The organism is Microbacterium alkaliflavum (genome assembly GCF_044325405.1).
Taxonomy (GTDB): domain Bacteria; phylum Actinomycetota; class Actinomycetes; order Actinomycetales; family Microbacteriaceae; genus Microbacterium; species Microbacterium alkaliflavum.
The window spans coordinates 77,211-103,509 of sequence record NZ_JBIQWL010000001.1 but is presented as its reverse complement, the minus strand read 5'-3'; the positions used below and the strand labels follow the sequence as shown (position 1 = coordinate 103,509).

The following is a 26,299-nucleotide window of genomic DNA, read 5'->3' as shown; positions in this document are numbered from 1 at the left end:
CGAATGACGCCACCAATGGAGGTAAATCATGGCCACGTACGATGTCGCGGAGCGCTCTGCCATCGTCACGGGAGCAGGTTCCGGCATCGGCCGGGCTGTCGCCCTCACCCTCGCCGCGAACGGCGCCGCCGTCGTCGTCGCGGACGTGCGACAGGAGGCCGCCGACGCGGTCGTCGCCGAGATCACGGCTGCGGGCGGCACGGCGGTCGCGTTCGTCGGCGACGTGTCCGACCCAGAAGCGGGAGTCGCCGCGGTCGAGGCGGCGGAAGTCCTCGCCCCGCTGCGCATCGCGGTCAACAACGCGGGCATCGGCGGTGCCGCAGCCCCCGTCGGCGAGTACCCGATCGACTCGTGGCAGAAGGTCATCGACATCAACCTCAACGCCGTGTTCTACGGGACTCGCGCGCAGGCGCCCGTCATCGCGCGCAACGGCGGCGGCGCGATCGTCAACATGGCGTCGGTGCTCGGCTCTGTCGGCATCCCCATGTCGTCCGCCTACGTCGCGTCCAAGCACGGCGTCGTCGGCCTCACCAAGAACGCGGCCCTCGAGTACGGCGCACAGGGGGTGCGCGTCAACGCGGTCGGCCCCGGCTTCATCCACACGCCGCTCGTCGACGCGAACCTCGACGCCGACTCCCAGGCCGCGCTCGCCGCGCAGCACGCCCTCGGCCGGCTCGGCGACCCGCAGGAGGTCGCCGACCTCGTGGCGTTCCTCTCCTCGGACGCAGCCTCGTTCATCTCGGGCAGCTACCACCTCGTCGACGGCGGGTACGCCGCGCACTGACGCCCGCCGCAACGTCGGAGATCGCCACGTCGTCGGAGGCCACCCCGGCTTCCCGCCCGGCGCGGTGGTGATCTCCGACGCTGTGGTGCGGCTGCGGGGCAGACTGGGCGCATGGAGATGCGAGAGCTCGTCGAGACCGTCCGCGCATTCGAAGGCATCCTCGTGCTCGCGCCCGAGGAGGGCGGCCCGTTCCCCGAGATCGCGTGGGGCGACTCCTTCTTCTACTTCGCCCCCGGTGGCGAGGTGCCGGCCAACACGCAGCCGTTCACGACGATCGTGACGAAGGACTACCCCGACGACACCGCGTCGCGGCTCGGCGACGGCCGCTGGCGGGTCAACGTCCACGTCGGCAGCGAGCTGTTCCGCGAGCTCATCGGCAGTTCGCCGAAGGATGCCGTCTCCGTCGATCACGCCGAAGCCGACGCCATCCTCCCCCACCCCGTGTACGCCGCTCTGGGCTGGGTCTCGGTCGTCAACCCCGCGGAGCGCACCTCGGCGCAGGTCCTCGACCTCGTGCGCAGCGCCTATTACGACGCCGTGCGTCGCGCCGACCGGCGTCGATCCGCGGACGCGGGCTGATCAGCTCTCCAGCAGCTCGGCGAGCCCGTGCAGGATCTTCGCGAGCGCGGCATCCCGCGCGTCCGGGTTCCTGTCCGAGCGGGCCGGGCCCGCGGTGTCGTTCTCGGGCGTCTTCGGGGGCTGCTGGTCGCCTCCGCCTGACGTTTCGGCTGTCGCAGGTCCGAGCAGCAGAGCCCCCGAGGCGCCCTCGGGAGAGGTGAACTGCGGCTCCTGCCGGAAGGCGTTGAAGCCGTCGGCGATGGCCTTGTAGAACTCGCTGTTCGACACCTTCCCGATGCTCTTCGCGAGCAGCGGCGCCGTGAACTTGGTGAAGTCGCCCTGTCCGCTCGTCTCCCAGGCCAGCTGATCCGACCGGCAGGCCGAGAAGAGCACCTCCCGCGCGGCGCGCGGAACGTCTGCCGACGCAGGCTTCTCGCCCTTCGTCTCGGACTCGACGACGGCGTCGCGCGCGCCCTCCTGCCGAGTCGGCGCGAGCTGCCCCCGCGCGATGCGGTACCGCCGGATGTCGGACGAGTCGAGCTCGACGCCCCGCGCGAGCGAGTCGCCGTCCCGGTCGGTGCCGCGGTTGGCGCCGCCGGAGTGACACGAGTCGAAGAAGATCGTCACTGAGACCCCGTCGGGGATGAGGTCCCACACCTGCGCGAGATCGTCGTCGATGAGCAGCTGACCCGATCGGAAGTCGACCGGGCAGATCGCCTCATCGAACGAGTCGGGCTCGTCGCCCCCGGCATCCGGGACGCGCGTTCCATGCCCCGAGTACTGGATCACCAGCACGTCGCCCGCGACGGAATTGGTGACCATCGAGAAGATCGAGCCGAGGATGTTCTGCCGCGTGGCCTGAGCGTTCGTGAGCGGGGTGACGTCGAAGCCGGCGCCCTTCAGCTCGCTTGCCCACAGCTTCGAGTCGGCGACGCATCCCTGCAGCCGGTCGCCCTCGCGCTTGTACTCGTCGATGCCGATGCACAGCGCCTGCCGCGGATTGCGCGCTCCGCGCGCGCCGTCGGCACCCGGCTCGATGGGCGTCGTCCACAGATCGATGTCGCGCGACTTCGCCGGGAACCCCTGCTTGGGCGGCAGTCCCGTGATGCGCTGCACGACGCTGTCCATCGTGGGTGGGTCATCGTCGAAGTCGCCGTGACTCAGCGCCTCGGAGTCGTCCGGCACCGGCTTCTTGCTCGGCGAGTAGACGACCTCATGCTTGCCGCCGGCGAAGAAGCCGCTGATCTCGTCGTCTTCCGCGATGCATTTCGCGAGTCCGAGGATCGGCGTGCCCTGGGCAGGCTCGAACGACGCGCGCACGAGGTACAGGAGCGACCTGCCGTAGGCGTGGAAGCAGTTGTCGTCGAGCTCGGCCTTGTCGGTCATCGTGAAGATCGTGAGCTCGCCGATGCGGTCCTTGACCGGCAGCAGCTTCGCCTTGAACGTGTCCGCCCGCACCGCGGGGGCGAGGAAGCTCACCGTCTGGAAGCGCGGCACACCCGCGGCCAGCGCCGCCGGGATCAGGTGCGAATGGAAGATCGATCCGGCGCTGTGCCCGACGGCGTGCACGGAGACGGCATCCGCTCTTCCGGGCTCCTTCATCCATTTGCCGAGCCGCTGCGCGAACGCCCGCGCACCGCCCGCCGCCTCGCTGGCTGCGGCGGCGTCGAGCTTCATGTCGCGCCACACGCCCTCTCCGCCGAGCAGCCGCGCGCCCTTCTCGATGATGCGGTCCTTGGCCTCGTCGAAGAAGCCCCGGGCGCCGCCCGAGATCCAGCGCATGATGGCGTCGGCCAGGGCGGTCGCGATGCCCGTCTTCCAGACGAACTCGACGGGGTAGACGCCGTTCGCCTTCCACCAGTCCACCTGCTTCTGCGCCGTCGCGAAGCCGGATTCGGCGTCGACGAGACCGCCGTGGGCGTAGAGCACGATCGGCACGGTTCCGGCCGCCTGCTTCTCGAGGAAGGCGGGCAGGTGCGTCGTGAAGATCGCGTCGAGGTCGGCGAGGGTCGTGCGGAAGTCGCCGACGCTCGCCGGCTTCGGGTTGGCCTTGTCATCGAGCAGGCCGTCGTTGAGCGTGATGACGTGCGGCTTCAGGGCCAGCAGCTGTGCGGCGGTCAATCCCGACGCTGCCCGCGCGGCAGGACGGTCGTCGATGTCGGTGCTCATGCGTCTTCCTTCGATTCAGGCGGTCTCAAGGACCGCGTCGGGGTGCGAATAGGCCACGTATGCGAGTCCGGACACGTCGCCGTCGGCGAGCGACTGCCGACGTGCGGCGGCGACCGCGTCCGCGATCGTCCCGTTCGCGAGCGCGTCGTAGAAGTTGCGGATGAACTCGCCCGCGCCGTGATCGTCCACCGCCCAGGAGCATCCGATCAGCACGCCCACGCCGCCGCGCAGGAACGCCTCGGGGAACCCGCCCAGCCCGATCGACGACGTGTCGATGCGCCCGACATCGCACGCGTTGAGCACCACCATGCGGGGCGGCTCGTCCTGCGGGATCATTGCGCGGTCGGGAAGATCACGTCGGAGATCGGATGCCGAATAGCTCGCGCCGACCACGGGCGCGCCCGTCTCGCGGTAGGCCGCGAAGAGCAGTCGCTGGTCGGGCGGCTCCAGCATCCACACCCCGTGGCCACCGAAGTGAAACAGGTCGAAGCCGGCGACGATCGCCTTCGTCATGGCGTCCGCGTCCCCCGGCCGCACAGACGTCGCGCGGAACAGCTTCTTCACGAGGCGGCCCTCGTCCTGCGGGAAGTCCAGGGAGAGGTGCGGATCGCGGTACAGGGGGCAGAGGTAGCGCGCCTGCGCGCGGCGCACCGTCACGGTCGTCGGCAGTGCCGCGTTGTACACCCAGCGGGTCGCACCGCGCATGCCGAGGAAGAAGTCGACGTCCGGCGCGACCTCGTCCACGGGCTGGGACGGGTCGGACAGGTAGATGACCTCCCACGGGATGTCGAACTCCCCCGTCGTCTGGATGAGCACCCGCTGGAGTTCGGCCTGGTTGTCCCAGAGGAACTGGCGGACCTCCGGCGTGAACAGGCGGCGCGACAGGCTCACCCCGAGGGCGCGGAGCACCCGGAGCCCGATGTCGAGCCGCTCGGCGGCCGGGGTCTGCCCGAGCGTCTTGCGGAGCTGCGCGATGCGGTCGTACGCGTCAGCGACGATCGCCTGCTTGGGAAGACCGGCCATCCTCCCCTCGACGTGCTTCTCGCCGATCTGCACGCCGACCTCGAGCACCGAGCGCCCGCCCACGAGCGATTCGTCGATGCTGATCGTCGGCAGCGGGACCATCGCCGGGTCGGGCATCTTCGCGTCGGCCTCAGCAGCCGCTGTGCCGGCTCCGACGGGAGCCGCGTCGGCCACGATCTCGCTGAGCACGCGCAGCGTCGCAAGGGGCAGACGGGCTCGCTGGCGGATGACGACCGTGACCTCCGCGGAGCCGGGATCCACCGCGACGAGCCGGAAGGTCGGCGAGACCTTAGCACGGCCCTTCCCGAGCCGCACGACACGCGTGCGCCGGGTGCCCGCCGCGAACGCGTAGCCCCGCGTCGCGACCGAGATGCTGATCGGCGCACCGGGGTCGAACGCGAACTCAGCCTCGTCGTGCGCGGCCCCCTCCGCCGGCTTCTGCCTCGTGCGACTGAGCGTCACGGTGAGCACGACCTCCTCCTTCACCCGCGAGGTCGCAGGCATCTCGGCGAGCGCATGCCCGATCTCCTGCACGGGTGGAGCGGCTTCGGCCTCGATCTCGCCCTCGGCCTCGAGCGGCCCGCCGCCCATCCCCGCCGACTCGAGAGCGAACACGTCCTGGACGGGCACCTCCCACCAGGCCTGGCCCTCCTCGCCCTCGCCCAGCGCCCAGGCATCCGGATGCGGGAACCGCTTCACGGCCTCCGCCGCGTCGGCGGCATCGGCGAACTCCAGCACGAGGACCATCGCCCACTGCGTGACCGCGAACTCGATCAGCGCGCGCTCCACGCCGACCTCTGCGGCCGGCACGGCATCGGTGCTGCCCTGGGTGCGCAGCAGGAGCGCGACAAGCCGCGAGGAGTCTCCCGCGACGACGACGCGCACCGCGATCGGGTCGTCGCCGGGGGTGGATGCCTCGAATCGCGTGACGATGGCCGCGCGATCGTGCCACGGGAAACCCGCCTCGTCGAAGACGGGCCGTTCGACGATGTCGGGCGCAACGGCGCCGGCGAACGAGATCTCCGCCCGTCCGGCCCGCACCGGTTCCTCTGCCGCAGCGCCCATCGACATCCCCATTCGACCTCGCCGACCCCACTGTCGCGATTTCGGGCACGCCCCTCGCGCGGAAGTCTAGGGCGAAGCCGGAGGCGTCACCAGGGGGCGCAGGATCGCACATCCCGCGGTACGAACCTGAGCGTCTCGTATGTGTCGGCAAATAATCACGGAAAGATAACGCGGACCTCTTCCCTTCCGTTATCTCGCCGTTATAGAGTGCATGCACGGTAGTTGTTTTGCTGTGGCAGCTACCGGCATGTGATTGCAGGACACTCTTGGTGCAAGGGACAAGGGCCGGTCGGAAGCCTCTCCGACCGGCCCTTACTCTTGTCGTCTGACGAGCACCCCGAGCAGCGCTCGCGAAGGCTGCCGCCGAAGGAAATCAGCCCCTGGATCGGCCCTTTTCGCGGCATCCGCTCACACGACCTGTCCAGGCAAGCCTGGGGCTTCGTCCAGAAACGCCTTGCAGACTCGTGGCTCGTGCCCGTCCCGAGGGCCACGCCGGCGCATCGCGCCGGCGGACAAGAAGCCCGAAGGATTTCCTGCGCATGCGTTCCACGCGCCTCATCACACCTGCCCGCGCGAGCCGTCGCGCCATCGCCTCGACCGCCGTCGCGACCGCCGCCCTGCTCGGCGTCGTCGCCCTCACGGGTGCCGCGACCACGTCCGCCTCGGCGGCGATGCGACCCTCGACCACGACTCCCGCCTCGTTCGTCTACGGCACGACCCCCGCGCTCGCGAACAGCGGCCCGACCCAGACGATGGTGCGGATCACGGCCGACGCCGAGGCGGCGCTCGCGAGCGCGCACGTCGCCGTCGACGAGGCCGCCTCCGTCGTCGCCGACACCGCCGCGTCGGGACTCGACGTGGGCGGGCCGACGACGATCGACACGACCGAGCTCCGCGAGGAGATCGACAAGATCTCGGCGTACGACGTGCTGCCGACGTTCCTCCTTCCCGGTGTCACGGAGGCCGCCGCCGAGGCGACGCAGCAGGTCACGGTGCAGACGACCGATCTGCGCACTCGCCTCGAGACCGCCCTCGCCAAGAAGGCCGCCGAAGAGGCCGCCGCGGCTGCCGCCGCCGAGGCGCAGCGTCAGGCCGAGGAGGCAGCGGCCGCCCTCGCCGCCGCGAACACGCCGGAGGGCGCCAAGGCCACGGCTCAGCAGATCGCCGCGAGCGAGTACGGCTGGGGCTCCGACCAGTTCTCGTGCCTCGTGTCGCTGTGGAACCGCGAGTCGGGCTGGAACTACCAGGCCTACAACTCCGGCAGCGGCGCCACCGGCATCCCGCAGGCCCTGCCCGGCAGCAAGATGGCCAGCGTCGGCTCCGACTGGCAGACCAACGCGACGACGCAGATCCGCTGGGGACTCCAGTACATCAACGGCTCGTACGGCAGCCCGTGCGCGGCGTGGGGTCACTCGAACGCGACCAACTGGTACTGAGCCCCGCTCACATCGCACGACGCGACGCGGTGAGGCGCGCGCAACACCTGCGCGCTAGCGTGGGACGCGTGAGTGCCCCCATCGATGCCACTGCCACGTCCGCCTGGACCGAGCTCGACGCCCACCGATCCGCCTTCCAGCCCGACCTCCGCGGCTGGTTCGCGAGCGATCCCGATCGCGTCGGCAAGCTGAGCTTCACCCTCGCCGACCTCCATGTCGACCTCTCGAAGAACCTCGTCACCGACGCGGTGCTCGCGAGCCTCGTGAAGCTCGCCGAAGAGACGGGCGTGCCTGAGCGCTACGCCGCGATGCTCGAGGGCGACCACATCAACACGACGGAAGACCGCGCGGTGCTGCACACGGCGCTGCGGCGCCCGCCGGGCGCCTCCCCCGCGCTGACGGTCGACGGCCAGGACGTCGACCACGACGTGCAGGCCGTGCTCGAGGCGATGGATGCCTTCGCCGAGCGCGTCCGCTCTGGCGACTGGCGCGGCGTGACGGGCAAGAAGGTCGAGACCGTCGTCAACATCGGCATCGGCGGCTCCGACCTCGGCCCATACATGATCTTCGAGGCGCTCAAGCCCTACGCCGACGCGGGCATCACGGCCCGCTTCGTCTCGAACATCGACCCCGCCGACATCGCGCTCAAGACCGCCGACCTCGACCCCGAGACGACGCTGTTCATCGTCGCGTCGAAGACCTTCACGACGCTCGAGACCCTCACGAACGCACGACTCGCACGTGACTGGCTGTGGGCCGGTCTCGAGGCATCCGGTGCCATCTCCTCGTCCGACGATGACCGCACGAACGCCGTCGCGCACCACTTCGTCGCCGTCTCGACGGCGCTCGACAAGGTCGCGGCGTTCGGCATCGACACCGCCAACGCGTTCGGGTTCTGGGACTGGGTGGGCGGCCGGTACTCGGTGGACTCCGCCATCGGCCTGTCGCTCGTCATCACTCTCGGCCCCGAGGCGTTCCGCGAGCTGCTCGCGGGCTTCCACGCCGTCGACGAGCACGTCGCGAACACGCCGCTCGCCCAGAACGTGCCCGTCCTCATGGGACTGCTCAACGTCTGGTACACGAACTTCCTCGACGCGCAGACGCACGCCGTGCTCCCCTACGCGCAGCAGCTGCACCGCTTCGCCGCCTACCTGCAGCAGCTCACGATGGAGTCGAACGGCAAGTCGGTGCGCTGGGACGGCTCCCCCGTCACGACGGGGACGGGCGAGGTGTTCTGGGGCGAGCCCGGCACGAACGGCCAGCACGCGTTCTACCAGCTCATCCACCAGGGCACGCGCCTCATCCCGGCCGACTTCATCGCCTTCGTGAACCCCGCGTTCCCGCTCTCCTCCGACGGACGCGACGTGCACGGCCTGTTCCTCGCGAACTTCCTCGCGCAGACGAAGGCGCTCGCCTTCGGCAAGACCGCCGAGGAGGTCGAGGCCGAGGGCACGACCGGCGCGCTCGTCGCGGCGCGCACGTTCCCCGGCAACCGCCCGACGACGTCGATCTTCGCGGCCGCGCTGACGCCCCGGGTGCTCGGCGAGCTCATCGCCCTGTACGAGCACATCACGTTCACGCAGGGCGTGATCTGGGGCATCAACTCGTTCGACCAGTGGGGCGTCGAGCTCGGCAAGCAGCTCGCACTGCAGATCGCGCCGGCCCTCGAGGGCGATGCGGACGCCGCGGCGGCTCAGGATGCCTCGACCCGCGCGCTGCTCGAGTACTACAAGGCCAACCGCACGGTCTGATCGCACACCAGCGCCAACGAAGAACGGGCCCGCCTCTCGGGAGAGGCGGGCCCGCTCTGTGTCCTCAGATCACTGAGGGTTGTTCACGTTGACCGTGAGCGTGCCGCCGGTGTTCTGACCCGTCACCGTCGCCGTGACGCCGTGCCCCGCGACATAGACGCCGCCGAGCGGGTTCGTCGCGCTGAAGTAGGCATCGGTCACGGTGTCGTCGAACGTCGCGATCTGCTGACCGGCCGGGGCGACTGCCGCGAGGGTCTGGATCGTCTGGTTCTTGCCCTTGCCCGTGAGAACCTCCTTGTGCAGCGCGACCGGGTCGGTCTGCTGCAGGCCGAAGGTCGCGTCGAAGGGCTGGCGCCGGTTGCTCGGCCCCGTGCCGTCGGAGTACGTGAACTTCGCCGGGTGCGAGTCGACCGGAAGGGTCAGGCCGTGGCCCGGGTGGTCGATCGTGTTGTTGTCCGAGTAGGTCTCGTCGACCGCCCAGACGAGCAGGCCGTCCTGGAACGGGAAGTGCTCGACGTGGTCGGGCGCCGTGTAGGCCTTGTCGAACTGGTAGGGGCCGGTGCGCAGCGTGTCGTCGTAGCCGACGTACGTGCGGTTCTCCAGCAGGTAGTACCGGTCGCCGATCGATTCCTCGGTGCCGGTGCTCTTCTTGAACCCGCCCGCTGCCGTCCAGCCGTTGGCGTCGGGGCCGTCGGCGTTGTCGGCGAACAGCGTCTTGCCGTTCGCCTTCATGACTATGTCGTCGATGAACGCGCCACCGAGGTGCACACCGCCGTCGGACTGGTACCGGAACCGGAACTCGACGGGGCCGCCGCCGGGCACCGAGACGCTGAGGTTCGTCCACTTGCCCTTCGACGATCCGCTGATCGTCGTGAGCGCCGTCCAGTTCGCCGCACCGGCCGGCTTGTACTCCGCGTACAGGTAGTCGAACCCGTCCTCGATCTCGTACCAGGCCTTCGCCGTCAGCGACGCCTTCGAGATGCCCGTCAGGTCGATCGTGCGGGTGAGGGTCGTGTTGAGGTCGTCGGCGCTCGACGTCCACCAGGCGTTCGGCGCCGAGGGCGGCGTCGTGTACGTCGTCGAGACGGCCTCGTCGGGCACGTCGACCACGAGGCCCTGCGCCTGGCCGGCGGCCTGCAGCGCAGCCGGGCTCAGCGTGAAGCTGCCCGACTCGCCAGGCTGCACGACGTGGTAGCTGAGCCAGCCGAGCTGGAGCTTCTCCCACGGACCCATGTATCCCGGCGTCGTGCCGATGTCGTCGACGCCGTGGTTGAGCCACGAGCCGCTCGACATGAGCGTCCAGAACGCGGTCGAGTTCTCGCCGCCGTTGGTGTCGTACAGGTCGGGGAGGCCCAGGTCGTGTCCGAACTCGTGCGAGAAGACGCCGAGGCCGCCGTTCTCGGCCTCGACCGTGTAGTCGCCGATCCAGATGCCGGTATCGCCGATCTGCGTGCCGCCGAACTTGGCGTTCGCCGGACCGGTCAGGCCGAAGTCGGTCTGGTTGACGTACCAGCGGTGCGACCAGATGGCGTCCTCGCCCTGGGCGCCGCCGCCGGCGTCTTCGCCCTCGCCCGCATGCACGGCCTGGAAGTGGTCGATGTAGCCGTCGGGCTCGTTGAAGTTGCCGTCGTTGTCGTAGTCGTAGCGGTCCCAGACGTCGTACTGGGCGAGAGCGGCCTTGATCTCGGCGTCGCTCTTGCCCGCAGCCTTCTGCGCGTTGTACCAGGCGTTGCCGGTGTCGGCGATGAACTTCCAGGCTCCGCCGAAGTCCTCGACCGCGTTGTCGCCGTAGACCGATGCGTTGCCGGGCACCGTCACCCAGTCGCTCACTCCGCCTGCTGCCGTGAAGGCACCCGACGACTGCTTCTCGTAGAAGTCCTTGAACGACTCGCCGTCGCCGAAGAAGAGGTCTTCGTAATACGGCTGGTTGAAGTCGGAGACCCAGTGCGTGCTGTTGTTCACGCTGCGGTCGGGCTGGGGGATCTGGTTGTGCAGGGGGCCGGGGACCGTGCCGAGCTTCTTGTCGCCCTGGTCTCCGAACTGCGACAGGATCGTGAAGACCTGCGCCTCGCCGGTGAGGGCCGCCTGGTAGTACTTGTCGCCGACCTGCACCGACCCGTCGACCGGGTCGACCGAGGCCTTGCCCGACAGGATCAGCTTCTGCGCGGCCTTGCGTCGATCGTTCTGCCGGGCCGTGAGGGGCCCTGGCCGATTGTCCAGCCGCTGCGCTGCGGATGGCTGAGAATCACCGGCGGGTGCAGCGACGGCCGCGGGCACGAATGCCATGCCGGCCACCACTGTCGCGCCCGCCGCAACGACGGCCCCAAGGCCGAAGATGCGTCGTTTCACGCGTTGCTCCTTATCAATTTGCGCCCGGGATCGCCGAACGCCCCGACGCAATGTAACAGCGGAGGGTTTCCTGACAAAGACCCATGAATCTCTTCTCATGTTTCTGAGACTGCACCGTTCCGCGACTGTGCAGAATGCGAAGAAAATGGAACGGGATGCCGCAGTTCGCGGCATCCCGTTCCATTCGGCGTGTAGGCTACGCGTCCTTGGGCTCGACCCAGAGGAGCGAGTCGCCGGGCTTGACGTCGCCCTCGGCCTCGGGCGAGACCTTGCCGAAGTCGTCGGCGTTGAGGACGATGACGGGCGTCACGAGCGGGTAGCCCGCCTTCTCGATCACTGCCCGGTCGAATTTGACGAGCGGAGTGCCGGTCTCGACGCGATCGCCGTTCTTGACCTTGACGTCGAAGCCCTCGCCCTTCAGATTGACCGTGTCGATGCCGACGTGGATGAGGATCTCCAGGCCTCCGTCGAGCACGATCCCGAACGCATGCCCGGTCGGCTGCGCTGCGGCGATCGTTCCCGGGCCCGGAGAGTGGACGGTGTCGCCCGTCGGCTCGATCGCCACTCCCGGTCCCATCACTCCGCCGGCGAACACCGGATCCGGCACCTCTGAGAGCGGCACGACCTTGCCCTCGAGAGGTGCGCGGACGTCGATCGCGAGCCGGTCGAGTACCGCGGTCGGCGCGGGTGCGGTCGCAGCGGCGGCCGCAGCCGCCGCGGTGGCCGGCCTGTCGGACGCGTCGAACGCGCGACCCTCCGCCTCCTCGATCGCGGCGGGCTTCACGTGCTCGGCCGCAGCCTTGGCCTCCGCGGCATCCCGAACCGCTTCGAACTCGGCCTGCTGCTCGGGAGTGCGGAAGTTCGACCAGATCACGAGGAACATAGACGTGAAGAAGGCCAGCGCGATCGCGATCGTGTACAGCCCGATCGGGTCGAACGCGGGGATCGTGAGCAGCGACGTGAACACGAAGGCCTGCGTCGTGACGCCGTTCGGCAGACCGAGGATCAGGCTGCCGAGACCGATCGTGAGTCCGCCGATGAAGCACCCGACGAGCATGCGTGGATAGATGCGCTTGAATCTCAGATGGATTCCGTAGAGGGACGGCTCTGAGATTCCACCCAGCAGACCCGCCGCCAGAGCGCCGGTGGCTGTCTGCCTCATCTGCGTGTCGCGGTGGCGGAGCGAAAGCACGAGCACGCCCGCCGTGGCGCCGAAGCATGCGAAGTTCCACGCGCCCATGGGGCCCTGGATGAAGTCGTAGCCGAGCGTCTGGATGTTCAGCAGCATGATCGCGTTGATCGGCCAGTGCAGGCCGAGCGGCACCATGAACGGATACGCCAACGGGATGATGATCGCGAAGATGAATGGTGAGAAATTGTTTATCGCGGCGAGCGCCTGTGCGAGCCAGGCGCCCACGTAGACGCCGATCGGCCCGAGGATGAACGCCGTCAGCGGGATCATGATGAGCATCGCGAAGAACGGCACGAAGATCAGCTGCAGGTTCGCGGTGATGATCCGTCGCAGCAGCTTGTAAAGCGGACCCATGACGGCCGCCATCAGCAGCGGCGGGAACACCTGCGAGCTGTAGTCGAAGATCGTCAGCGGGAAGCCGAAGATCGGGACGATGAAGACCTCCGAGCCGAACACCTGCTGGGGCGTGGCCTCCGCCTTGAGCGCGGAGAATCCCGGGAGCATCAGCACGGCCATGACGCCGAAGCCCACCCACGGGTCGGCGCCGACCTTCTTCGTCGCGTTGTAGGCGACCATGAGCGGCAGGAACACGAAGATGCACTGCCACATCAGGTTCACGAACGCCCACGACGGCTCGAGAGTGACCCCGGGCGCGTTCCAGTCGGGGATCACGTTGAGGGTCGCCATGAGCGCCATGAACGTGATGAAGAAGGATGCTCCGAGGAGGGCGCCGAGGATCGGCCGGAACGAGTCCGACAGGAACTCGAACAGCCCGTCGATCCATGCGACCTGGCCGCGGACGCCCTTCGCCCGCTCGCGCGCCTTGATCGAGTCGATGTCGTCCTCGTCGACGGCGCCGCCGCCGCCGGTGAGGCCGGGCAGCGCCATGATGTCGTTGTAGACGTTCTGCACGCCGCCGCCGATGACGACCTGGAACCGGTCGCCGGCCTGCGGCACCGCCCCCATGACGCCGGGGATGGCCTCCACGGCCTTCTGGTCGACTCCGCTCGCGTCTCTGAGCTGGAATCTGAGTCTCGTCGCGCAGTGCGTGAGACTCTCGATGTTGCCCGCGCCACCGACGGCGCTGACGATGTCTGCTGCTGGCGAGGTGGCCATGAGAGATCTCCTTCAACGATCCTGATGCGTGCTGTCCACCGACGGAACGTCTCTCCCCGGACTCCCTCGTCCCGTCAATCCGGATGCTATCGCCGCGCCGGGGATTGCAACAGGCGTATCACCAGTAACAGGCGTCCTTGATGAATGCGTGGCGTCAGACGCCGACGCGGCGCCTGGCTCGATCAGGTCAGACTCCCCCGCCGCCGCCTCCGCCACCGCCCCCGCCGGCCGATCCGCCGCCGCTCGATCCGCCCGACGACGAGGCCGACGACGCGCTCGATGACAGCGTGCCGATGCCCGCGGAGAACGCCGCCGCGTTGAAGGCCCCGCTCGAGCCCGAGTACCACACGGGCGAGCCCTGCTCGCCGTAGAGCACGGCGAGCTCCTTCGCCCACTGCTTCTCCTGGCCGAAGACGACCGCGTACGGCAGGAGGGCTTCGTAGATCTTCAGCATCTCGCGGCGGTCGCTCGTGTCGATGGCGACGCGCTCGGCACCCTGCGGCGACTGCAGCATGCGGATGCGGTCTGCCTCGGCCCACTCGATGAAGACCTTCAGACCCGCGAGATGGTCGCGAACTTCGGCGCCGAGAGCCGTGAGCGGCTTATGCGAGACGAGCGAGATCACGGCGAACTCGGCGATGAAGGCGCCGACGATGAGGATGATCGGGACCCATGCGTCGACCAGGGCGTTCAGCGCGGCGACGCCGAACAGGAACACGAGCGTGCCGGCGAGCCCCGTCGCGATGATCGGCAGGGCACGCGTCCAGGCCGGCACCCTTCGGCGCAGCCCCCGCCGGTCGAGCTCCTTCGTGGCGGCCTTGATGATCGACTGCGCCGCCGACGAAAACCGCCGGTCGGTCTGGCCGAACTCGTACAGGTCGCCCACGACGAAGCCCGGGTACAGGCCGTCGAGCAGCATGAGGCCGTCGCCGTCGGCCTTCGTCGGGTCGACGAGCTCGGCCTTGAGACGTGCACCGCCGAGCCAGCGGCGCTCGCCCTCGAGGATGCGGATGCTGCCGACGACAGCCTGCTCGAGCACCTCGGCCGGGATCGCCTTCGAGGTGCGGCCGAGCAGCACGGCGCTCTCGAGAGCGTCGATGTGCGCCGGCGGCGTGTACTCGGCGATGATCGTGGGCCTGCCCGGCTCGTCGCGCAGGCGTCGTCGGCGCGTGATGATCGCCCAGAGGAGTCCGCCGAGCACTCCGAGCGCCGCGATCGCCTGCAGCCAGCCCCACGGCGACGCGAAGAACGACGCGTCGAACTTCGTGAACGTCCCTGGCTCGAACCCGACCGCGATCGTCATGGTCTGGTGGGGCGGCACGTCGCCGGTGCTCGCGGTGACGGTGCTTGCGGCGTTCGTGCGCTCGATCGAGATGGAGCAGGGATCTGTCGCGCCCTCGTAGCCGTGGTAGCACGACGCGCTCCCGGTGAGGGCGGCCGCGAGTGCGGCATCCATGTGCAGAGTCGCCGTTATGCGACCGAACGGCTGAGCCCAATCGGTGCCGTTGACATCCCAGTAGAACTCGTCGGCATCGGTGTCCTCGAAGAACCGCGTGACGTTCTCGAGCGTGTAGGTGAAGATGTACGTCTGCTCGCCGTGGACGAAGTCGTCGGCGCGCGAGGTCATGGAGAAGACGCCGTCTTCGTCGTCGACTTCCGCGGGCCGCGGATTGCCGTCGCCGTCCGTGATCGAGACGAAGTGCGGATTGAGCGGAGCGCCCCCGTACGAGTCGGGCACGAGGCGCCGCATCCCGTGGTTCTGATCGATGTCGGGGAATTCGGCGACGAAGCGCTCCTGCACCTCGAGGCGGCTCGTGCCGTCGTCGGCGCGGGTGAGCGTGTAGTCGACGTCGAGACTCGAGAAGCGGAAGTCGTCGACGTTCGCGGACACGGCAACGGCGTCATCGCTCGTCCCGGTCGAGCCGGTGCAGGCCGAAAGGACCAGGATGGATGCCGCGAGCACGAGCGCGGCAGCGCGCCGAAGGACGGTCCCCATGGCGCTCAGCCTACGGCCCGCCCCGACGGCGGAGGTTCGCCGTATTCTGTTGCACATGACCGACCGGCGACTCGCGATCGACGCCTGGGAGAGCCTCTTCCGCGCCCAGCACGAGGTCTTCGGAGACATCAGCGGCGACTTCGACGGGACGGCGCTGTCCCAGGCCGAGTACGACGTGCTGCTCACCGTGACCCGTGCGGATGACATGACGGCGCGGCTGCGCGACGTCACGGCCAACATGCTCATCAGCCAGCCCAGCGTCTCGCGCCTCGTCGACCGCATGGTCGCACGGGGACTCATCTCGAAGTGTGCAGATCCCGACGACGGCCGCGGCGCCCTCGTGCGCGCGACGGACGACGGCGCATCCGCCTTCCGCCGCATCGCGTCGTCGCACGGCCGGGCCATCGCGGAGCGGATGTCCGTGCTCAGCGACGACGAGCTCGATCAGCTGCGCGAGCTGACCGCGAAGCTGCGACGGCCTCAGCTCGGCTGCTGACCCCACGCCGGGGCCGTCTCGCCTGCTCCCGGTCCCCGAGCTTGTCGCGGGGTCGAGCCTGAGCCTTCCGCAGAACAGCGCTACGGCGTGCGCCGGCGCAGCGTGAGCGACGCGAGGATCAGCGACCCGACGAGGAACCCGAGCACGACGAGCAGCGGTCCGTAGACGTCCCATCCCTCTTCGCCGGCGGTCACGGCGTTGATCGCGTCGATGGCGTAGCTCAGCGGCAGCACCTTGCTGATCGCGTACAGCGCGTCGGGCATCTGGTCTCGGGGCATGAACAGGCCGCCGAGCAGGATCTGCGGGAACACGATGAGCGGCATGAACTGCACAGCCTGGAATTCCGTGCGCGCGAAGGCGCTCGCGAGCAGCCCCAGCGCCATGCCCAGCACCGCGTCGGAGACGGCGACAAGTCCGAGCTGCCACGCCGGCCCGTCGGTGTTGAGTCCGCAGACCAGCACGGCGAACGACACCGTGACGATCGCCTGGATGACGGCCATGAGGCCGAACGCGAGCGCGTAGCCCGTGATGAAGTCGGCCTTGCCGATCGGCGTCGTCATGAGCCGCTCGAGCGTGCCCGAGCGACGCTCCCGCAGCGTCGTGATCGACGTGATGAGGAACATGATGATGAACGGGAACAGTGCCAGGATCGGCGGTCCGTAGATGTCGAAGACGCCGTCCTGGTCGCTGAAGAGCCAGGCGAACAGCCCGACGAGCAGGCTCGGCGCGATGAGCATGAGCGCGATCGACCGCGGGTCGTGGCTCAGCTGCCGCAGGACCCGTCCGGCGGTGGCGAAGGTGCGCACGCCGTTCATTCGGATGCCTCCTCCCGCGCCTGTCGCCGCGTCATCGGATGATGCGCCTGGGCCGAGGCCGCGGCATCCCTTTCGATGAGCGCCAGGAAGGCGGCATCCGGATCCGACTCCCCCGTGTCGGTGAGCAGGCGAGCGGGTGTCGTGTCGGCGATGATGCGCCCGGCCCGCAGCAGCACGATGCGGTCGCAGCGGAGGGCTTCGTCCATCACGTGGCTGCTCACGACGATGGTCGCACCCGCCTCGGCGACGCCGCGGAAGATCTCCCACAGCTCGGAGCGCAGGAGCGGGTCGAGGCCGACGGTCGGCTCGTCGAGCACGAGCAGCTCCGGCGTGCCGAGCATCGCGACGGCGAGCGACACGCGCTTCTCCTGCCCGCCGCTGAGCGAATCGACGGTCTGCTTGGCCTGGTCGGCGAGCCCGACCTGCGTGATGACGCGGTCGACGTCGGAGGTCGGCGCGCCGATCAGCCGGGCGAAGTAGCGGAGGTTCTGCTGGATCGTCAGGTCGCCGTACACCGACGCGGCCTGCGTGTCGTACGAGACGCGGCGACGCTGCACCTGCGTGCCGCCGGGATCGGAGAGCACCGTGACGGTGCCGCCCGCGATCTTCTGCACGCCGACGATCGAGCGCATGAGGGTCGTCTTGCCGCAGCCGGACGGACCCATGAGGCCCGTGATCTGGCCGCGCGGGATGTCGAGATCGATACTCTTGAACACCTCGGTGGTGCCGCGGCGCACGTGCAGTCCGCGCACCTCGACGGCGTTGCCCTCAGCCACGGCGAGCACCTCCGATCGCCCCCTTATTCATCATGTGATGAATAGTCCTCCGCGGTGTGATCGACGTCAAGGCTCACTCCGTGAGGTACCGCTGCACCGTCGGCGCGATGCGCGCGATGAGCTCGTCGACCGACGCCGACGCGACCGCCGGCAGCTTGAGCACATGCCGTGCGATGAGCAGGCCCGCGACCTGCGACGCGACGAGGCTCGCGCGCAGCTCGGCGTCGGGCACGTCGAGCTCGGCGGCGATGCGGCCCAGCAGCTCCCGCGAGAGGAAGCTGGCGAGGAGGGGCGTCGCGAAGCGGTTGCCGAGCGCCGAGCGCAGGAGCACGACACCGCGCTTGCGCACGTCGGGCCGCTCCCACGCCTCGAGCACGTAGCGGACGAGGTGCTCGCCCAGCTCGTCGCGCGGACCCGCCAGGATCGCGGGCACGTCGACGTCGGGCCGCATGGGCGCACCGACGGCCTCGGCGAACAGGTCGGCCTTCGTGCCGAAGTAGTGGTGCACGAGCGCAGAGTCGACACCCGCTCGCGTCGCGATGCCGCGGATGGTCGCACCGTCGTACCCGTGCTCGGCGAACTCGTCGACGGCCGAGCCCAGGATGCGGTCCCGGGTGCCCGACTCTCCTCCGCGCGGGCGGCCCCGGCGACGGGGTGTCGGCACGGCGTACTCGGGCATGGCGTCAGCCTAGAACGCGGCGCCGCCCCGAGTCTTCGGACTCGGGGCGGCGCCGGTGGGAAGAGTCAGCTCACTGCTCGACGGGCTGCGGCTCGTCGTGGCTCTCGTGCGCGAGGATCGTCGGCTGCTCGGCATCCGACGTCACCTCGATCTTGCGCGGCTTGGCCTTCTCGCTCACGGGGATCGTGACGCTGAGCACGCCGTTGTTGTAGTTCGCCGTGATGCGCTCGGTGTCGATACCCTGCCCGAGGTTGAGCTGGCGGAGGAAGCTCGCCGCCTCGCGCTCGCGCGTGATCCACTTCACGCCCTCGCCGGTGGTGAGGGTGCGCTCGGCGCGGATCGTGAGCAGCTGCCCGTCGACGTCGATATCGACCGACCCCGGGTCGATGCCGGGCATGTCGGCCGTGAGGACGTAGTGGTCACCGTCACGGTAGAGGTCCATCGGCATGCGGCGGGGTCCGCGGCGCGTGTCGAGAAGGCTCGAAGCGAGGCGGTCGAGGTCGCGGAACGGGTCGTACTGGGCCATTTCTCTCTCCTTCTGTCGGGGTGTTCCTTGTGGTCTTGTGAACTTGAGTCGACTCGACTCAACTACGTTCAATTTAGCACTCAAACCCCGAGAGTGCCAACGGTTCGCGCACGGCGAACACTCCTTCTGGGTGTGCCCCGCACGCTCGGTTGCGGCGATTTGCAGTGGGGATCGCCAATCGGCGCAACCAAACGCTCGACCTGTTTGTTCGCTTGCGGCGATTGGCAGACGCGGGTGCCAATCGGCGCAACTGAAGGGCGGGCGCGCTCCTCCCCAGACCCCGCGCGCGTGCCACCCTCCACAGACTCGCTGGATGAGTGCAGGCCGAGGCGTGGCCGCCCCGAGCCTCGGGGGATGACTGACCTTCCGGGCCGCCTCGGCGGCGAATTCTCCGTGGCATCCGCTCTCGAATCCGGTGCGAGTCGAGCACGGCTGCGAAGACGGGACCTCCTCGCCCCGTTCTGGGGGGTCCGGATGGTTCTCGGGGACGAAGGCGACACGCCCGGAGAATCAGCGGAACTGCGGAGGCTCCGCGCGCTCGCCGCCCGACTGCCCCGGCACGTCTTCTTCTCCCATGCGAGCGCGGCGATCGTGTGGGGGATCCCGCTCCCCACCGGATGCGCCGGGACCGCACACGTCAGCGTGCTCTCACCACATCGAGCACCGAGTGGGCGAGGAATCGCGGGCCACCAACTGAGACCCGGGTTGGTGCGCGTGCGCACCCCCACCGGGCTCCGTGTCGCCTCACCTGCCTCGACGTGGGCGCAATTGGCAACGACGCTTTCGCTGCGTGATCTCGTCGCAGCCGGCGACGCGATTCTCAACCGACCTCGCGCCCGCGACGGGTCTCATCAGGCGCCTCCCTCGACCCTCGAGGAGCTGGAAGCCGCTGTGGCCGCCGGCCGCCGCGAGGGCATCGCCAAGCTGAAGGCTGCAATCGGCCTCGTACGCGTGGGTGCGGCATCCCGCCCGGAGACTCATTTGAGGCTTGCACTCGCAGAGGAAGGGCTCCCCGATCCGGCGCTCGACTTCGATGTGTTCGCCCGGAACGGCCGACGCATCGGCTGGACGGAGATCGCTTACCCCGAGTGGCACGTGCTCGTCGAATACGAGGGCGACCACCACCGAACGGACGCCAGGCAATGGAACCGCGACATCCTCAAGCACGACCTCTGCCGCGAGGCAGGCTGGACCGTCGTCAGGATCACCGCCGAGCACCTCTACCCGAATTCGCAGGTCGCCGTGGAGCGTGTGCGCGCCGCGCTGACGAACGCGGGATGGCGGCCTGGCACTTCACCCGTTTGAGTTGCGCCGTTTGGCGCGGCCGCGCACCAAACGCCGCAACCGAAACGACGCGTTTGCGCTTGAGCTGCGGCGATGTGCGCGGTGCAACGCAAAACGACGCAAGTGAGCACGACATGAGCCGGGTCAGCACTCGATGACGTTCACCGCGAGGCCGCCCTCGCTCGTCTCCTTGTACTTCGTCGACATGTCGATGCCCGTCTGGCGCATCGTCTCGACGACGGCGTCGAGCGAGACGTAGTGGCTGCCGTCGCCGCGCAGGGCGAGGCGTGCCGCGGTCACGGCCGTCGACGCCGCGATCGCGTTGCGCTCGATGCACGGGATCTGCACGAGCCCGCCGACCGGGTCGCACGTCAGGCCGAGGTGATGCTCCATCGCGATCTCGGCGGCGTTCTCGATCTGGCGGTTCGTGCCGCCCATGACGGCCGTGAGCCCGCCCGCCGCCATCGCGCACGCCGAGCCGACCTCGGCCTGACAGCCGCCCTCGGCACCCGAGATCGAGGCGTTGGCCTTGAAGAGCGAACCCAGCGCGGTCGCGGTGAGCAGGAAACGACGGATGCCGCGCCGGCGGTTCGCTTCGGCGACGATCTCGTCGTCCACGACGTCCACCGCAGCCTCGCCGAGACCGAAGCCGAGCAAGGCGCTGCCGACGAGCTCGCCGTGCGGCGTGACGGCGTTGCCGACGCCGAGGCCCGAGTCGGCGAGGAAGCGCCACCAGTACATCGCGACAGCGGGGAGGATGCCGGCTGCGCCGTTCGTCGGGGCGGTGACGACTCGTCCGCCCGAGGCGTTCTCCTCGTTCACCGCGAGGGCGAAGGCGCCGAGCCACTCGCCGGGCAGCTCACGGTGTCCGGCCGACGAGGCGTCGTCGAGCTGATGCCGGATCGAGGCGGCGCGGCGCTTGACGCGCAGCATCCCGGGCAGTTCGCCGTCGGCGGCGAGCCCCGCGTCGATGCAGGAGGCCATGGCGTCCCAGATCGCGTCGAGTCCCGCGGCGACCTCGGCCTCGGTGCGCAGCGCCTCCTCATTGATGCGCGCGGCTTCGGCGATCGTGAGGCCGTGCTCGTCGCAGATCGCGAGGAGCTCCTCGGCGTTGTCGAACGCGAGCGGGAAGGGATGCGCCGCGACCCTCTGCGCCTCGCCCTCTCGGCGGATGAATCCGCCGCCGATCGAGTAGTAGGTCTCCTCAGCGAGAACCGCGCCGGCGGCATCGAGCGCCGCGAGGGTCATGGCGTTGGGATGCCCCGGCAGCCGCGTCCGCGGCGCGAAGACGACGTCGTCCTTCGCGAACGCGACCTCGTGGGTTCCCGCCAGGAGCAGCCGCCCACCCGGCCAGTCGCTCCACGCGCGGCGCACCGCGTCGGGCTCGACCGTCGCCGGGTCTTCGCCGCGCAGCCCTGCGACGACCGCGTCGGGAGTGCCGTGGCCGATGCCGGTCGCGCCGAGCGAGCCGCAGAGGGTGCAGGTGACGCGCACCGCACGCTCGAGGAGATCCGTCTCACCGAGACGGATGACGAAGTCGCGGGCCGCACGCATGGGTCCGACCGTGTGGGAGCTCGAGGGTCCTACGCCGATGGAGAACAGCTCGAACGCCGAGACATAGGCGCTCACCACTCCAGGTTACTGAACGATCGTTCAGTACAGGCCTCTGGGTGGCAAGACGTCAGCGCGGCTGGAAGGCCACGAGCCCGACGGTGTTCCCCTCCGAGTCGCGGATGAAGGCCTGCCACTCCTCGTGTCCGGCGGGCCCCAGGGTGTCGTCCTCGTGCGTGAAGATGACGTGCGGGTGCGACAGGACCTCGACCCCCGGGCCGAGCCGCTCGATCGTCTCGTGCACGTTCTCGACGTGCAGATAGACCAATGACGAGGGCGCGTTCCGGTCGAGGAGCAGCCGAACGCCGTCGAGGTCGAAGAAGAGGAGTCCCGGCGGGTCGAACAGTCCCGTCGGCTCGGACTCGAGCAGCTGCGAGTAGAACGCCGCAGCGCGCGTCAGGTCGTCAGCGTGCTGCGCGATCTGAACCAGTTCCATGAAGCCTCCCGGGGATGCCGGGCCTCACGCTAGCATCACGGCACGGAGGTGGACATGACCCAGCTCGACGAAGACGTCCAGGCCGCCGCGGCATTCGCCAGGGCGCACACCGAGCAGCACGTCGGCGCCTTCGAAGAGGCGTTCCAGAAAAGGTTCGACGCCCACTTTCCGCGACTGCACGCCCTGTTCCGCCGGCTCTACGGGGATCGCGGCGACGGCCGCGAGGCACTCGCCGACGTCATCGCCCTCGCCGCGGCGAGCTGGCAGGCTCGTCCGCTCGAGCTCAAGGCGCGCGACGATCTGCGCGACGCCGATCCGGACTGGTTCCAGTCGCAGCGCATGCTGGGCGGCGTCTGCTATGTCGACCGGTACGCAGGCGGGCTCACCGGCATCCGGGATCAGATCCCGTATTTCCAGGAGCTGGGCCTGACCTACCTGCACCTCATGCCGCTCTTCGAGAGCCCCGAGGGCAACAGCGACGGCGGGTACGCCGTCTCGAGCTATCGGCGTGTGAATCCGGCGCTCGGCACGATGGAGGAGCTCGCCGAGCTCGCCGCCGACCTCCGCCTCGCGGGCATCTCGCTCGTCGTGGACTTCATCTTCAACCACACGAGCAACGAGCACGGGTGGGCGCAGAGGGCCATCGCCGGCGACGAGGGGTTCGAAGACTTCTACCTCATCTTCCCCGACCGCACTATGCCCGACGCCTACGAGCAGACGGTGCGCGAGATCTTCCCCGACGACCATCCCGGCGCGTTCGTGCAGCTCGACGACGGGCGCTGGATCTGGGCGACGTTCTACCACTTCCAGTGGGACCTCAACTACGCCAACCCCGCCGTCTTCCGCGCGATGGCGGGCGAGATGCTCTTCCTCGCCAACCAAGGGGTCGAGATCCTGCGGATGGACGCCGTCGCCTTCATCTGGAAGCGCCTCGGCACCTCCTGCGAGTCGCTGCCCGAGGCGCACCTCCTGCTGCAGGCGTTCAACGCCGTGCTGCGCATGGCGGCGCCGAGCCTCCTGTTCAAGTCGGAGGCGATCGTGCACCCCGACGAGGTGATCGAGTACATCTCCCCCGCGGAGTGCCAGCTCTCCTACAACCCGCTGCAGATGGCGCTCACGTGGGAGGCGCTCGCGACACGCGACGGGCGTCTGCTGAAGAAGGCCCTCGACGAGCGGCACGCCCTGCCCGATGGCACGGCGTGGGTCAACTACGTGCGCAGCCACGACGACATCGGCTGGACGTTCGCCGACGAGGATGCCGCAGCCCTCGGCATCGACGGCTACCCGCACCGCCGCTTCCTCAACGACTTCTACGTCGGCCGCCTCCCGGGCACGTTCGCGCGCGGGGTGCCGTTCCAGGAGAACCTCAAGACCGGCGACGCCCGTGTCACAGGCACGACGGCGTCGCTCGCCGGCATCGAGGCGGGCGACGACGGCGGTGAGGACCGTGTCGTGCTCGCCCACGCCCTCGCCCTGTCGACGGGGGGCATCCCGCTCCTTTACCTCGGCGACGAAGTGGCGCAGCTCAACGACTACGCCTATGCCGACGATCCCGACACCGCCGGTGACAGCCGCTGGGTGCATCGCCCGCGCCGTCCTGCCGAGGCTTACGAGCAGAGGACTGATGTCGCGACCCCCGCCGGACGCGTCTTCCAGCGCCTCACCCGGCTCATCGACGTGCGCCAGGCGACGGATGAGCTGGCCGGCAACACGCTCCTGCGGTTCGACACCCCGCACGCGTCGGTCGTCGCGTTCCAGCGACCGGGCGTCGAGCTGCTCGCCGACCGCATCCTCGTGCTCGCCAACGTGGGAGACGAGGCGGTGCATGTCGACCCGCTCACGCTCTCCGGCTTCGCCCGCGGGACCGTCGACGTCGTGACGGGCATGCCGCACGATCTCGAAGAGGGGTTCGACCTTCCTGCGCACGGATTCGCCTGGCTGCGCGTGCGCCCGTTGTGGTGATCGGCCCACGGATCACGCCATACGTTGCCTGCTTGCACAAACGCGACGCAACCTCAAGGGGGTGCCCGATTCGCGCGACCGGGGCCAGAGTCAGACCATGACCGCACTAGCTGTAGTTCTGCTCATCGTCGGAGTCGTCCTGCTTCTCTTCGGCGTGTTCGTATCGGCCGCCAAGTTCCTGCTCTGGGTCGGCATCGTCATCCTGATCGTCGCCATCATCATCGGCTTGATGCGCTACATCAGACGCGGCGCCTGATCGCACCGCCCACGACGCGAGGGAGTCCGGTACTGGACTCCCTCGCGCCTTGCGGGCACGATGAGAGCACGTGCTGGCGAGCGCCGATGACGGCGGATTGCGGAGGTTGCTGATGCTGCTGTTCGTGCTCTACGGGATCTTGCTGGTGGGCGGCATGATCATCCTCGGCATCTCGTTCTCGCTGCCCGCGTTCCAGGCGCTGGTCTTCGTGGTGGGACTCCTGATGATCGCGGCGGCCGTCGCGGTGCCGATCACGGCGTCGGCGATAGAGCAGCGGCGCTAGCGCGGCCCGCGATTCTGCACCCGGTCCACAAAGGACTACCGTGGATCGCACACCCCGATCCACACCCTCCGCCATGCCCACTGCCTCCTCCCCTCTCCGCGTGAGCGTCGTCGGCGCAGGACGGCTCGGCACCGCTCTCACCCGAGCGCTCCGCACGGCGGGGGTCGCCGTGCAGGGCCCCACTGGCCGGGGCACACCGGTCGAAGACGCGGACATCGCAGTGTTGTGCGTTCCCGACGCGGAGATCCGGGATGCTGCGCACGCCGCCCGCCCGCACGCGCGCCTCGTCGGACACACGTCGGGCGCCACGACGCTCGCCGACGCGAACGCTGACTTCGGGCTGCACCCGCTCGGCTCGTTCCTGGGCCACGAGGACCTGCCACAGTTCCAGGGTCTCGGATGCGCGATCGCGGGCGGCACGCCCGAGGCGACGAACGCCGCCGCGTGGCTCGCCGGCACGCTCGGGATGACCCCGTTCGCGATCGACGACGAGGCCCGCGCGAGCTACCACGCCGCCGCATCCCTCGCCTCGAACTACCTCGTCACGCTGCAGTCGGCCGCCGAACGGCTCGCGGGTGCCGCAGGGCTCGCACCCGGCGACGCGCGGACCCTCTTCGCCCCGCTCGTACGCGGCACCGTCGAGAACTGGGCCGCGAACGGGCCTGAGGCGGCGCTCACCGGGCCCATCGCGCGCGGCGACGAGCAGACCGTCTCCCGTCAGCGAGCGGCCGTCGCGGCCGACGCCCCCGAGCTGCTCGACCTCTTCGACGTGCTCGCGGACCGCACCCGCGTGCTCGCCCAGCACGCCCGCGCCCTCGCAGAGGGGACCCGCGCGCTTGCCGGCCCCGCGCCCGCCCTCACCGCCCGGAAGGAAACCGCTTCGTGAAGATCGTCCGCACCCGCACCGAGGTCCGCGCGGAGGTCGCCGCTGCCCGGGATCGCGGGAAGATCGTCGGTCTCGTGCCCACGATGGGGGCGTTCCACGAGGGACACCTGTCGCTCATCCGCCAGGCCCGCGCCGAGAGCGACCTCGTCGTCGTGTCGCTCTTCGTCAATCCGACGCAGTTCGGTCCGAACGAAGACCTCGCCGCCTACCCGCGCGACGAGGCGCGTGACGCGCGGCTCGCCGAAGAGTCGCGCGCAGACGTGCTGTTCGCACCGCCCGTCGACGAGGTCTATCCGACCGGCTTCGCGACGAACATCCACGTCTCGGGCCTCACCGAGGTGATGTGCGGCGCGTCCCGCGGTGAGCACCACTTCGACGGGGTCGCGACGGTCGTCACGAAGCTGTTCCAGATCGTGGCGCCGGACGCCGCCTACTTCGGGCAGAAGGATGCCCAGCAGGTGCTCGTCGTGCGGCGCGTCGTGCGCGACCTCGACATGACCGTGCGGATCGTCGCGTGCCCCATCGTGCGCGAAGCGGACGGGCTCGCGATGAGCTCGCGCAACGTATACCTCGACGCGGACGCACGACAGCAGGCGACGGCGCTCAATCGCGCACTCACGGCGGCCGAAGAGTCCGTCGCCCGCGGTGAGACCCGGGCCGGCGACGTGCTCGACGCGGCGCGGGCCGTGCTCGCCGCGGCTGGGATCGAGCCGGAGTATCTCGACCTGCGCTCCCCCGACGATCTCCACACGCTCGACCGCGTGGAGAGCACGGCGCTCCTGGCCGTGGCCGCCCGCGTCGGCTCCGCGCGGCTCATCGACAACCGGATCCTGGAGGTGCACTGATGCGC

General features: G+C 69.3%; 22 protein-coding genes. 11 read left to right on the top strand and 11 right to left on the bottom strand.

Annotated elements, in window-relative coordinates; all coding sequences use genetic code 11:
* Positions 1 to 28 precede the first annotated feature (28 nt).
* Positions 29 to 784: an SDR family NAD(P)-dependent oxidoreductase gene (locus ACH3VR_RS00470; protein ID WP_396638784.1), complete on the top strand. Its 756-nt coding sequence runs from the start codon at positions 29 to 31 to the stop codon at positions 782 to 784.
* Between the two features lie 111 nt (positions 785 to 895).
* On the top strand, positions 896 to 1,363 hold the full coding sequence (locus tag ACH3VR_RS00465; protein ID WP_396638783.1) for a DUF6194 family protein: 468 nt from the start codon (positions 896 to 898) through the stop codon (positions 1,361 to 1,363).
* Here the strand turns inward: ACH3VR_RS00465 and ACH3VR_RS00460 are convergent, their stop codons facing one another.
* Together ACH3VR_RS00460 and ACH3VR_RS00455 are read right to left on the bottom strand one after the other, a co-directional pair.
* Positions 1,364 to 3,511: a caspase family protein gene (locus ACH3VR_RS00460; RefSeq protein ID WP_396638782.1), complete on the bottom strand. Its 2,148-nt coding sequence runs from the start codon at positions 3,509 to 3,511 to the stop codon at positions 1,364 to 1,366.
* A gap of 15 nt (positions 3,512 to 3,526) precedes the next feature.
* The gene (locus ACH3VR_RS00455; RefSeq protein ID WP_396638781.1) at positions 3,527 to 5,599 is read right to left on the bottom strand and encodes a DUF7363 domain-containing protein; all 2,073 of its coding nucleotides are present in this window, start codon (positions 5,597 to 5,599) and stop codon (positions 3,527 to 3,529) included.
* 539 nt (positions 5,600 to 6,138) lie between these two features.
* On the opposite strand from ACH3VR_RS00455, the gene ACH3VR_RS00450 reads away from it, so the two are divergent.
* Both ACH3VR_RS00450 and pgi read left to right on the top strand, forming a co-directional pair.
* Positions 6,139 to 7,035: an aggregation-promoting factor C-terminal-like domain-containing protein gene (locus ACH3VR_RS00450; RefSeq protein ID WP_396638780.1), complete on the top strand. Its 897-nt coding sequence runs from the start codon at positions 6,139 to 6,141 to the stop codon at positions 7,033 to 7,035.
* Positions 7,036 to 7,103: 68 nt separating this feature from the next.
* Positions 7,104 to 8,786 carry a glucose-6-phosphate isomerase gene (gene pgi / locus ACH3VR_RS00445; protein ID WP_396638779.1) on the top strand — a complete coding sequence of 561 codons (1,683 nt, stop codon included), beginning with the start codon at positions 7,104 to 7,106 and terminating at the stop codon, positions 8,784 to 8,786.
* 69 nt (positions 8,787 to 8,855) lie between these two features.
* Here pgi and ACH3VR_RS00440 read toward each other — a convergent pair whose 3' ends face one another.
* The 3 genes from ACH3VR_RS00440 to ACH3VR_RS00430 form a co-directional block, all read right to left on the bottom strand.
* Positions 8,856 to 11,135, bottom strand: a complete 2,280-nt coding sequence (locus ACH3VR_RS00440; RefSeq protein ID WP_396638778.1) for an immune inhibitor A domain-containing protein — start codon at positions 11,133 to 11,135, stop codon at positions 8,856 to 8,858.
* Between the two features lie 196 nt (positions 11,136 to 11,331).
* Positions 11,332 to 13,443 carry a glucose PTS transporter subunit IIA gene (locus tag ACH3VR_RS00435; RefSeq protein ID WP_396638777.1) on the bottom strand — a complete coding sequence of 704 codons (2,112 nt, stop codon included), beginning with the start codon at positions 13,441 to 13,443 and terminating at the stop codon, positions 11,332 to 11,334.
* Between the two features lie 187 nt (positions 13,444 to 13,630).
* The gene (locus ACH3VR_RS00430) at positions 13,631 to 15,439 is read right to left on the bottom strand and encodes a DUF2207 domain-containing protein (protein ID WP_396638776.1); all 1,809 of its coding nucleotides are present in this window, start codon (positions 15,437 to 15,439) and stop codon (positions 13,631 to 13,633) included.
* A 55-nt stretch (positions 15,440 to 15,494) separates the two neighbouring features.
* Here ACH3VR_RS00430 and ACH3VR_RS00425 point away from each other — a divergent pair, with 55 nt between their 5' ends.
* Entirely contained in the window at positions 15,495 to 15,935 is a 441-nt protein-coding gene (locus tag ACH3VR_RS00425; protein WP_396638775.1) for a MarR family winged helix-turn-helix transcriptional regulator, read from the top strand.
* An 80-nt stretch (positions 15,936 to 16,015) separates the two neighbouring features.
* Here ACH3VR_RS00425 and ACH3VR_RS00420 read toward each other — a convergent pair whose 3' ends face one another.
* The 4 genes from ACH3VR_RS00420 to ACH3VR_RS00405 all read right to left on the bottom strand — a co-directional run bounded on the left by ACH3VR_RS00420 (position 16,016) and on the right by ACH3VR_RS00405 (position 18,731).
* Positions 16,016 to 16,750 (bottom strand): ABC transporter permease, encoded by a 735-nt coding sequence (locus tag ACH3VR_RS00420; RefSeq protein ID WP_396638774.1) that lies wholly within the window; start codon positions 16,748 to 16,750, stop codon positions 16,016 to 16,018.
* Positions 16,747 to 17,526, bottom strand: coding sequence for an ABC transporter ATP-binding protein (locus ACH3VR_RS00415; RefSeq protein ID WP_396638773.1), 780 nt, complete (start codon positions 17,524 to 17,526; stop codon positions 16,747 to 16,749). Before ACH3VR_RS00415 ends, ACH3VR_RS00420 begins: the two co-directional genes overlap by 4 nt.
* A gap of 73 nt (positions 17,527 to 17,599) precedes the next feature.
* A complete protein-coding gene (locus tag ACH3VR_RS00410) occupies positions 17,600 to 18,205 on the bottom strand; it encodes a TetR/AcrR family transcriptional regulator (protein WP_396638772.1) in 606 nt (201 codons plus the stop codon).
* A 70-nt stretch (positions 18,206 to 18,275) separates the two neighbouring features.
* A complete protein-coding gene (locus tag ACH3VR_RS00405) occupies positions 18,276 to 18,731 on the bottom strand; it encodes an Hsp20/alpha crystallin family protein (RefSeq protein ID WP_396638771.1) in 456 nt (151 codons plus the stop codon).
* Between the two features lie 768 nt (positions 18,732 to 19,499).
* Here ACH3VR_RS00405 and ACH3VR_RS00400 point away from each other — a divergent pair.
* Positions 19,500 to 20,036: a hypothetical protein gene (locus ACH3VR_RS00400; protein WP_396638770.1), complete on the top strand. Its 537-nt coding sequence runs from the start codon at positions 19,500 to 19,502 to the stop codon at positions 20,034 to 20,036.
* Between the two features lie 123 nt (positions 20,037 to 20,159).
* On the opposite strand, the gene ACH3VR_RS00395 is transcribed toward ACH3VR_RS00400, so the two are convergent.
* Positions 20,160 to 21,644 carry an L-serine ammonia-lyase, iron-sulfur-dependent, subunit alpha gene (locus ACH3VR_RS00395; RefSeq protein ID WP_396638769.1) on the bottom strand — a complete coding sequence of 495 codons (1,485 nt, stop codon included), beginning with the start codon at positions 21,642 to 21,644 and terminating at the stop codon, positions 20,160 to 20,162.
* Between the two features lie 52 nt (positions 21,645 to 21,696).
* Positions 21,697 to 22,062: a VOC family protein gene (locus ACH3VR_RS00390; RefSeq protein WP_396638768.1), complete on the bottom strand. Its 366-nt coding sequence runs from the start codon at positions 22,060 to 22,062 to the stop codon at positions 21,697 to 21,699.
* A gap of 54 nt (positions 22,063 to 22,116) precedes the next feature.
* On the opposite strand from ACH3VR_RS00390, the gene ACH3VR_RS00385 reads away from it, so the two are divergent.
* The 5 genes from ACH3VR_RS00385 (at position 22,117) to panC (ending at position 26,294) form a co-directional block, all read left to right on the top strand.
* Entirely contained in the window at positions 22,117 to 24,024 is a 1,908-nt protein-coding gene (locus ACH3VR_RS00385; protein ID WP_396638767.1) for an amylosucrase, read from the top strand.
* 97 nt (positions 24,025 to 24,121) lie between these two features.
* Positions 24,122 to 24,280 (top strand): hypothetical protein, encoded by a 159-nt coding sequence (locus ACH3VR_RS00380; RefSeq protein WP_396638766.1) that lies wholly within the window; start codon positions 24,122 to 24,124, stop codon positions 24,278 to 24,280.
* 70 nt (positions 24,281 to 24,350) lie between these two features.
* The gene (locus ACH3VR_RS00375; protein WP_396638765.1) at positions 24,351 to 24,563 is read left to right on the top strand and encodes a hypothetical protein; all 213 of its coding nucleotides are present in this window, start codon (positions 24,351 to 24,353) and stop codon (positions 24,561 to 24,563) included.
* Between the two features lie 73 nt (positions 24,564 to 24,636).
* On the top strand, positions 24,637 to 25,449 hold the full coding sequence (locus ACH3VR_RS00370; RefSeq protein WP_396638764.1) for a DUF2520 domain-containing protein: 813 nt from the start codon (positions 24,637 to 24,639) through the stop codon (positions 25,447 to 25,449).
* Positions 25,446 to 26,294 (top strand): pantoate--beta-alanine ligase, encoded by an 849-nt coding sequence (panC, locus tag ACH3VR_RS00365; RefSeq protein WP_396638763.1) that lies wholly within the window; start codon positions 25,446 to 25,448, stop codon positions 26,292 to 26,294. Before ACH3VR_RS00370 ends, panC begins: the two co-directional genes overlap by 4 nt.
* The last annotated feature ends 5 nt before the right edge of the window (positions 26,295 to 26,299 follow it).

Coding starts and splice junctions, on each gene's coding strand:
- ACH3VR_RS00470 (WP_396638784.1), top strand. CDS start 29: ATGGCCACGTACGATGTCGCGGAGCGCTCTGCCATCGTCACGGGAGCA.
- ACH3VR_RS00465 (WP_396638783.1), top strand. CDS start 896: ATGGAGATGCGAGAGCTCGTCGAGACCGTCCGCGCATTCGAAGGCATC.
- ACH3VR_RS00460 (WP_396638782.1), bottom strand. CDS start 3,511: ATGAGCACCGACATCGACGACCGTCCTGCCGCGCGGGCAGCGTCGGGA.
- ACH3VR_RS00455 (WP_396638781.1), bottom strand. CDS start 5,599: ATGGGCGCTGCGGCAGAGGAACCGGTGCGGGCCGGACGGGCGGAGATC.
- ACH3VR_RS00450 (WP_396638780.1), top strand. CDS start 6,139: ATGCGTTCCACGCGCCTCATCACACCTGCCCGCGCGAGCCGTCGCGCC.
- ACH3VR_RS00435 (WP_396638777.1), bottom strand. CDS start 13,443: ATGGCCACCTCGCCAGCAGCAGACATCGTCAGCGCCGTCGGTGGCGCG.
- ACH3VR_RS00430 (WP_396638776.1), bottom strand. CDS start 15,439: ATGGGGACCGTCCTTCGGCGCGCTGCCGCGCTCGTGCTCGCGGCATCC.
- ACH3VR_RS00425 (WP_396638775.1), top strand. CDS start 15,495: ATGACCGACCGGCGACTCGCGATCGACGCCTGGGAGAGCCTCTTCCGC.
- ACH3VR_RS00420 (WP_396638774.1), bottom strand. CDS start 16,750: ATGAACGGCGTGCGCACCTTCGCCACCGCCGGACGGGTCCTGCGGCAG.
- ACH3VR_RS00410 (WP_396638772.1), bottom strand. CDS start 18,205: ATGCCCGAGTACGCCGTGCCGACACCCCGTCGCCGGGGCCGCCCGCGC.
- ACH3VR_RS00405 (WP_396638771.1), bottom strand. CDS start 18,731: ATGGCCCAGTACGACCCGTTCCGCGACCTCGACCGCCTCGCTTCGAGC.
- ACH3VR_RS00390 (WP_396638768.1), bottom strand. CDS start 22,062: ATGGAACTGGTTCAGATCGCGCAGCACGCTGACGACCTGACGCGCGCT.
- ACH3VR_RS00385 (WP_396638767.1), top strand. CDS start 22,117: ATGACCCAGCTCGACGAAGACGTCCAGGCCGCCGCGGCATTCGCCAGG.
- ACH3VR_RS00380 (WP_396638766.1), top strand. CDS start 24,122: ATGACCGCACTAGCTGTAGTTCTGCTCATCGTCGGAGTCGTCCTGCTT.
- ACH3VR_RS00370 (WP_396638764.1), top strand. CDS start 24,637: ATGCCCACTGCCTCCTCCCCTCTCCGCGTGAGCGTCGTCGGCGCAGGA.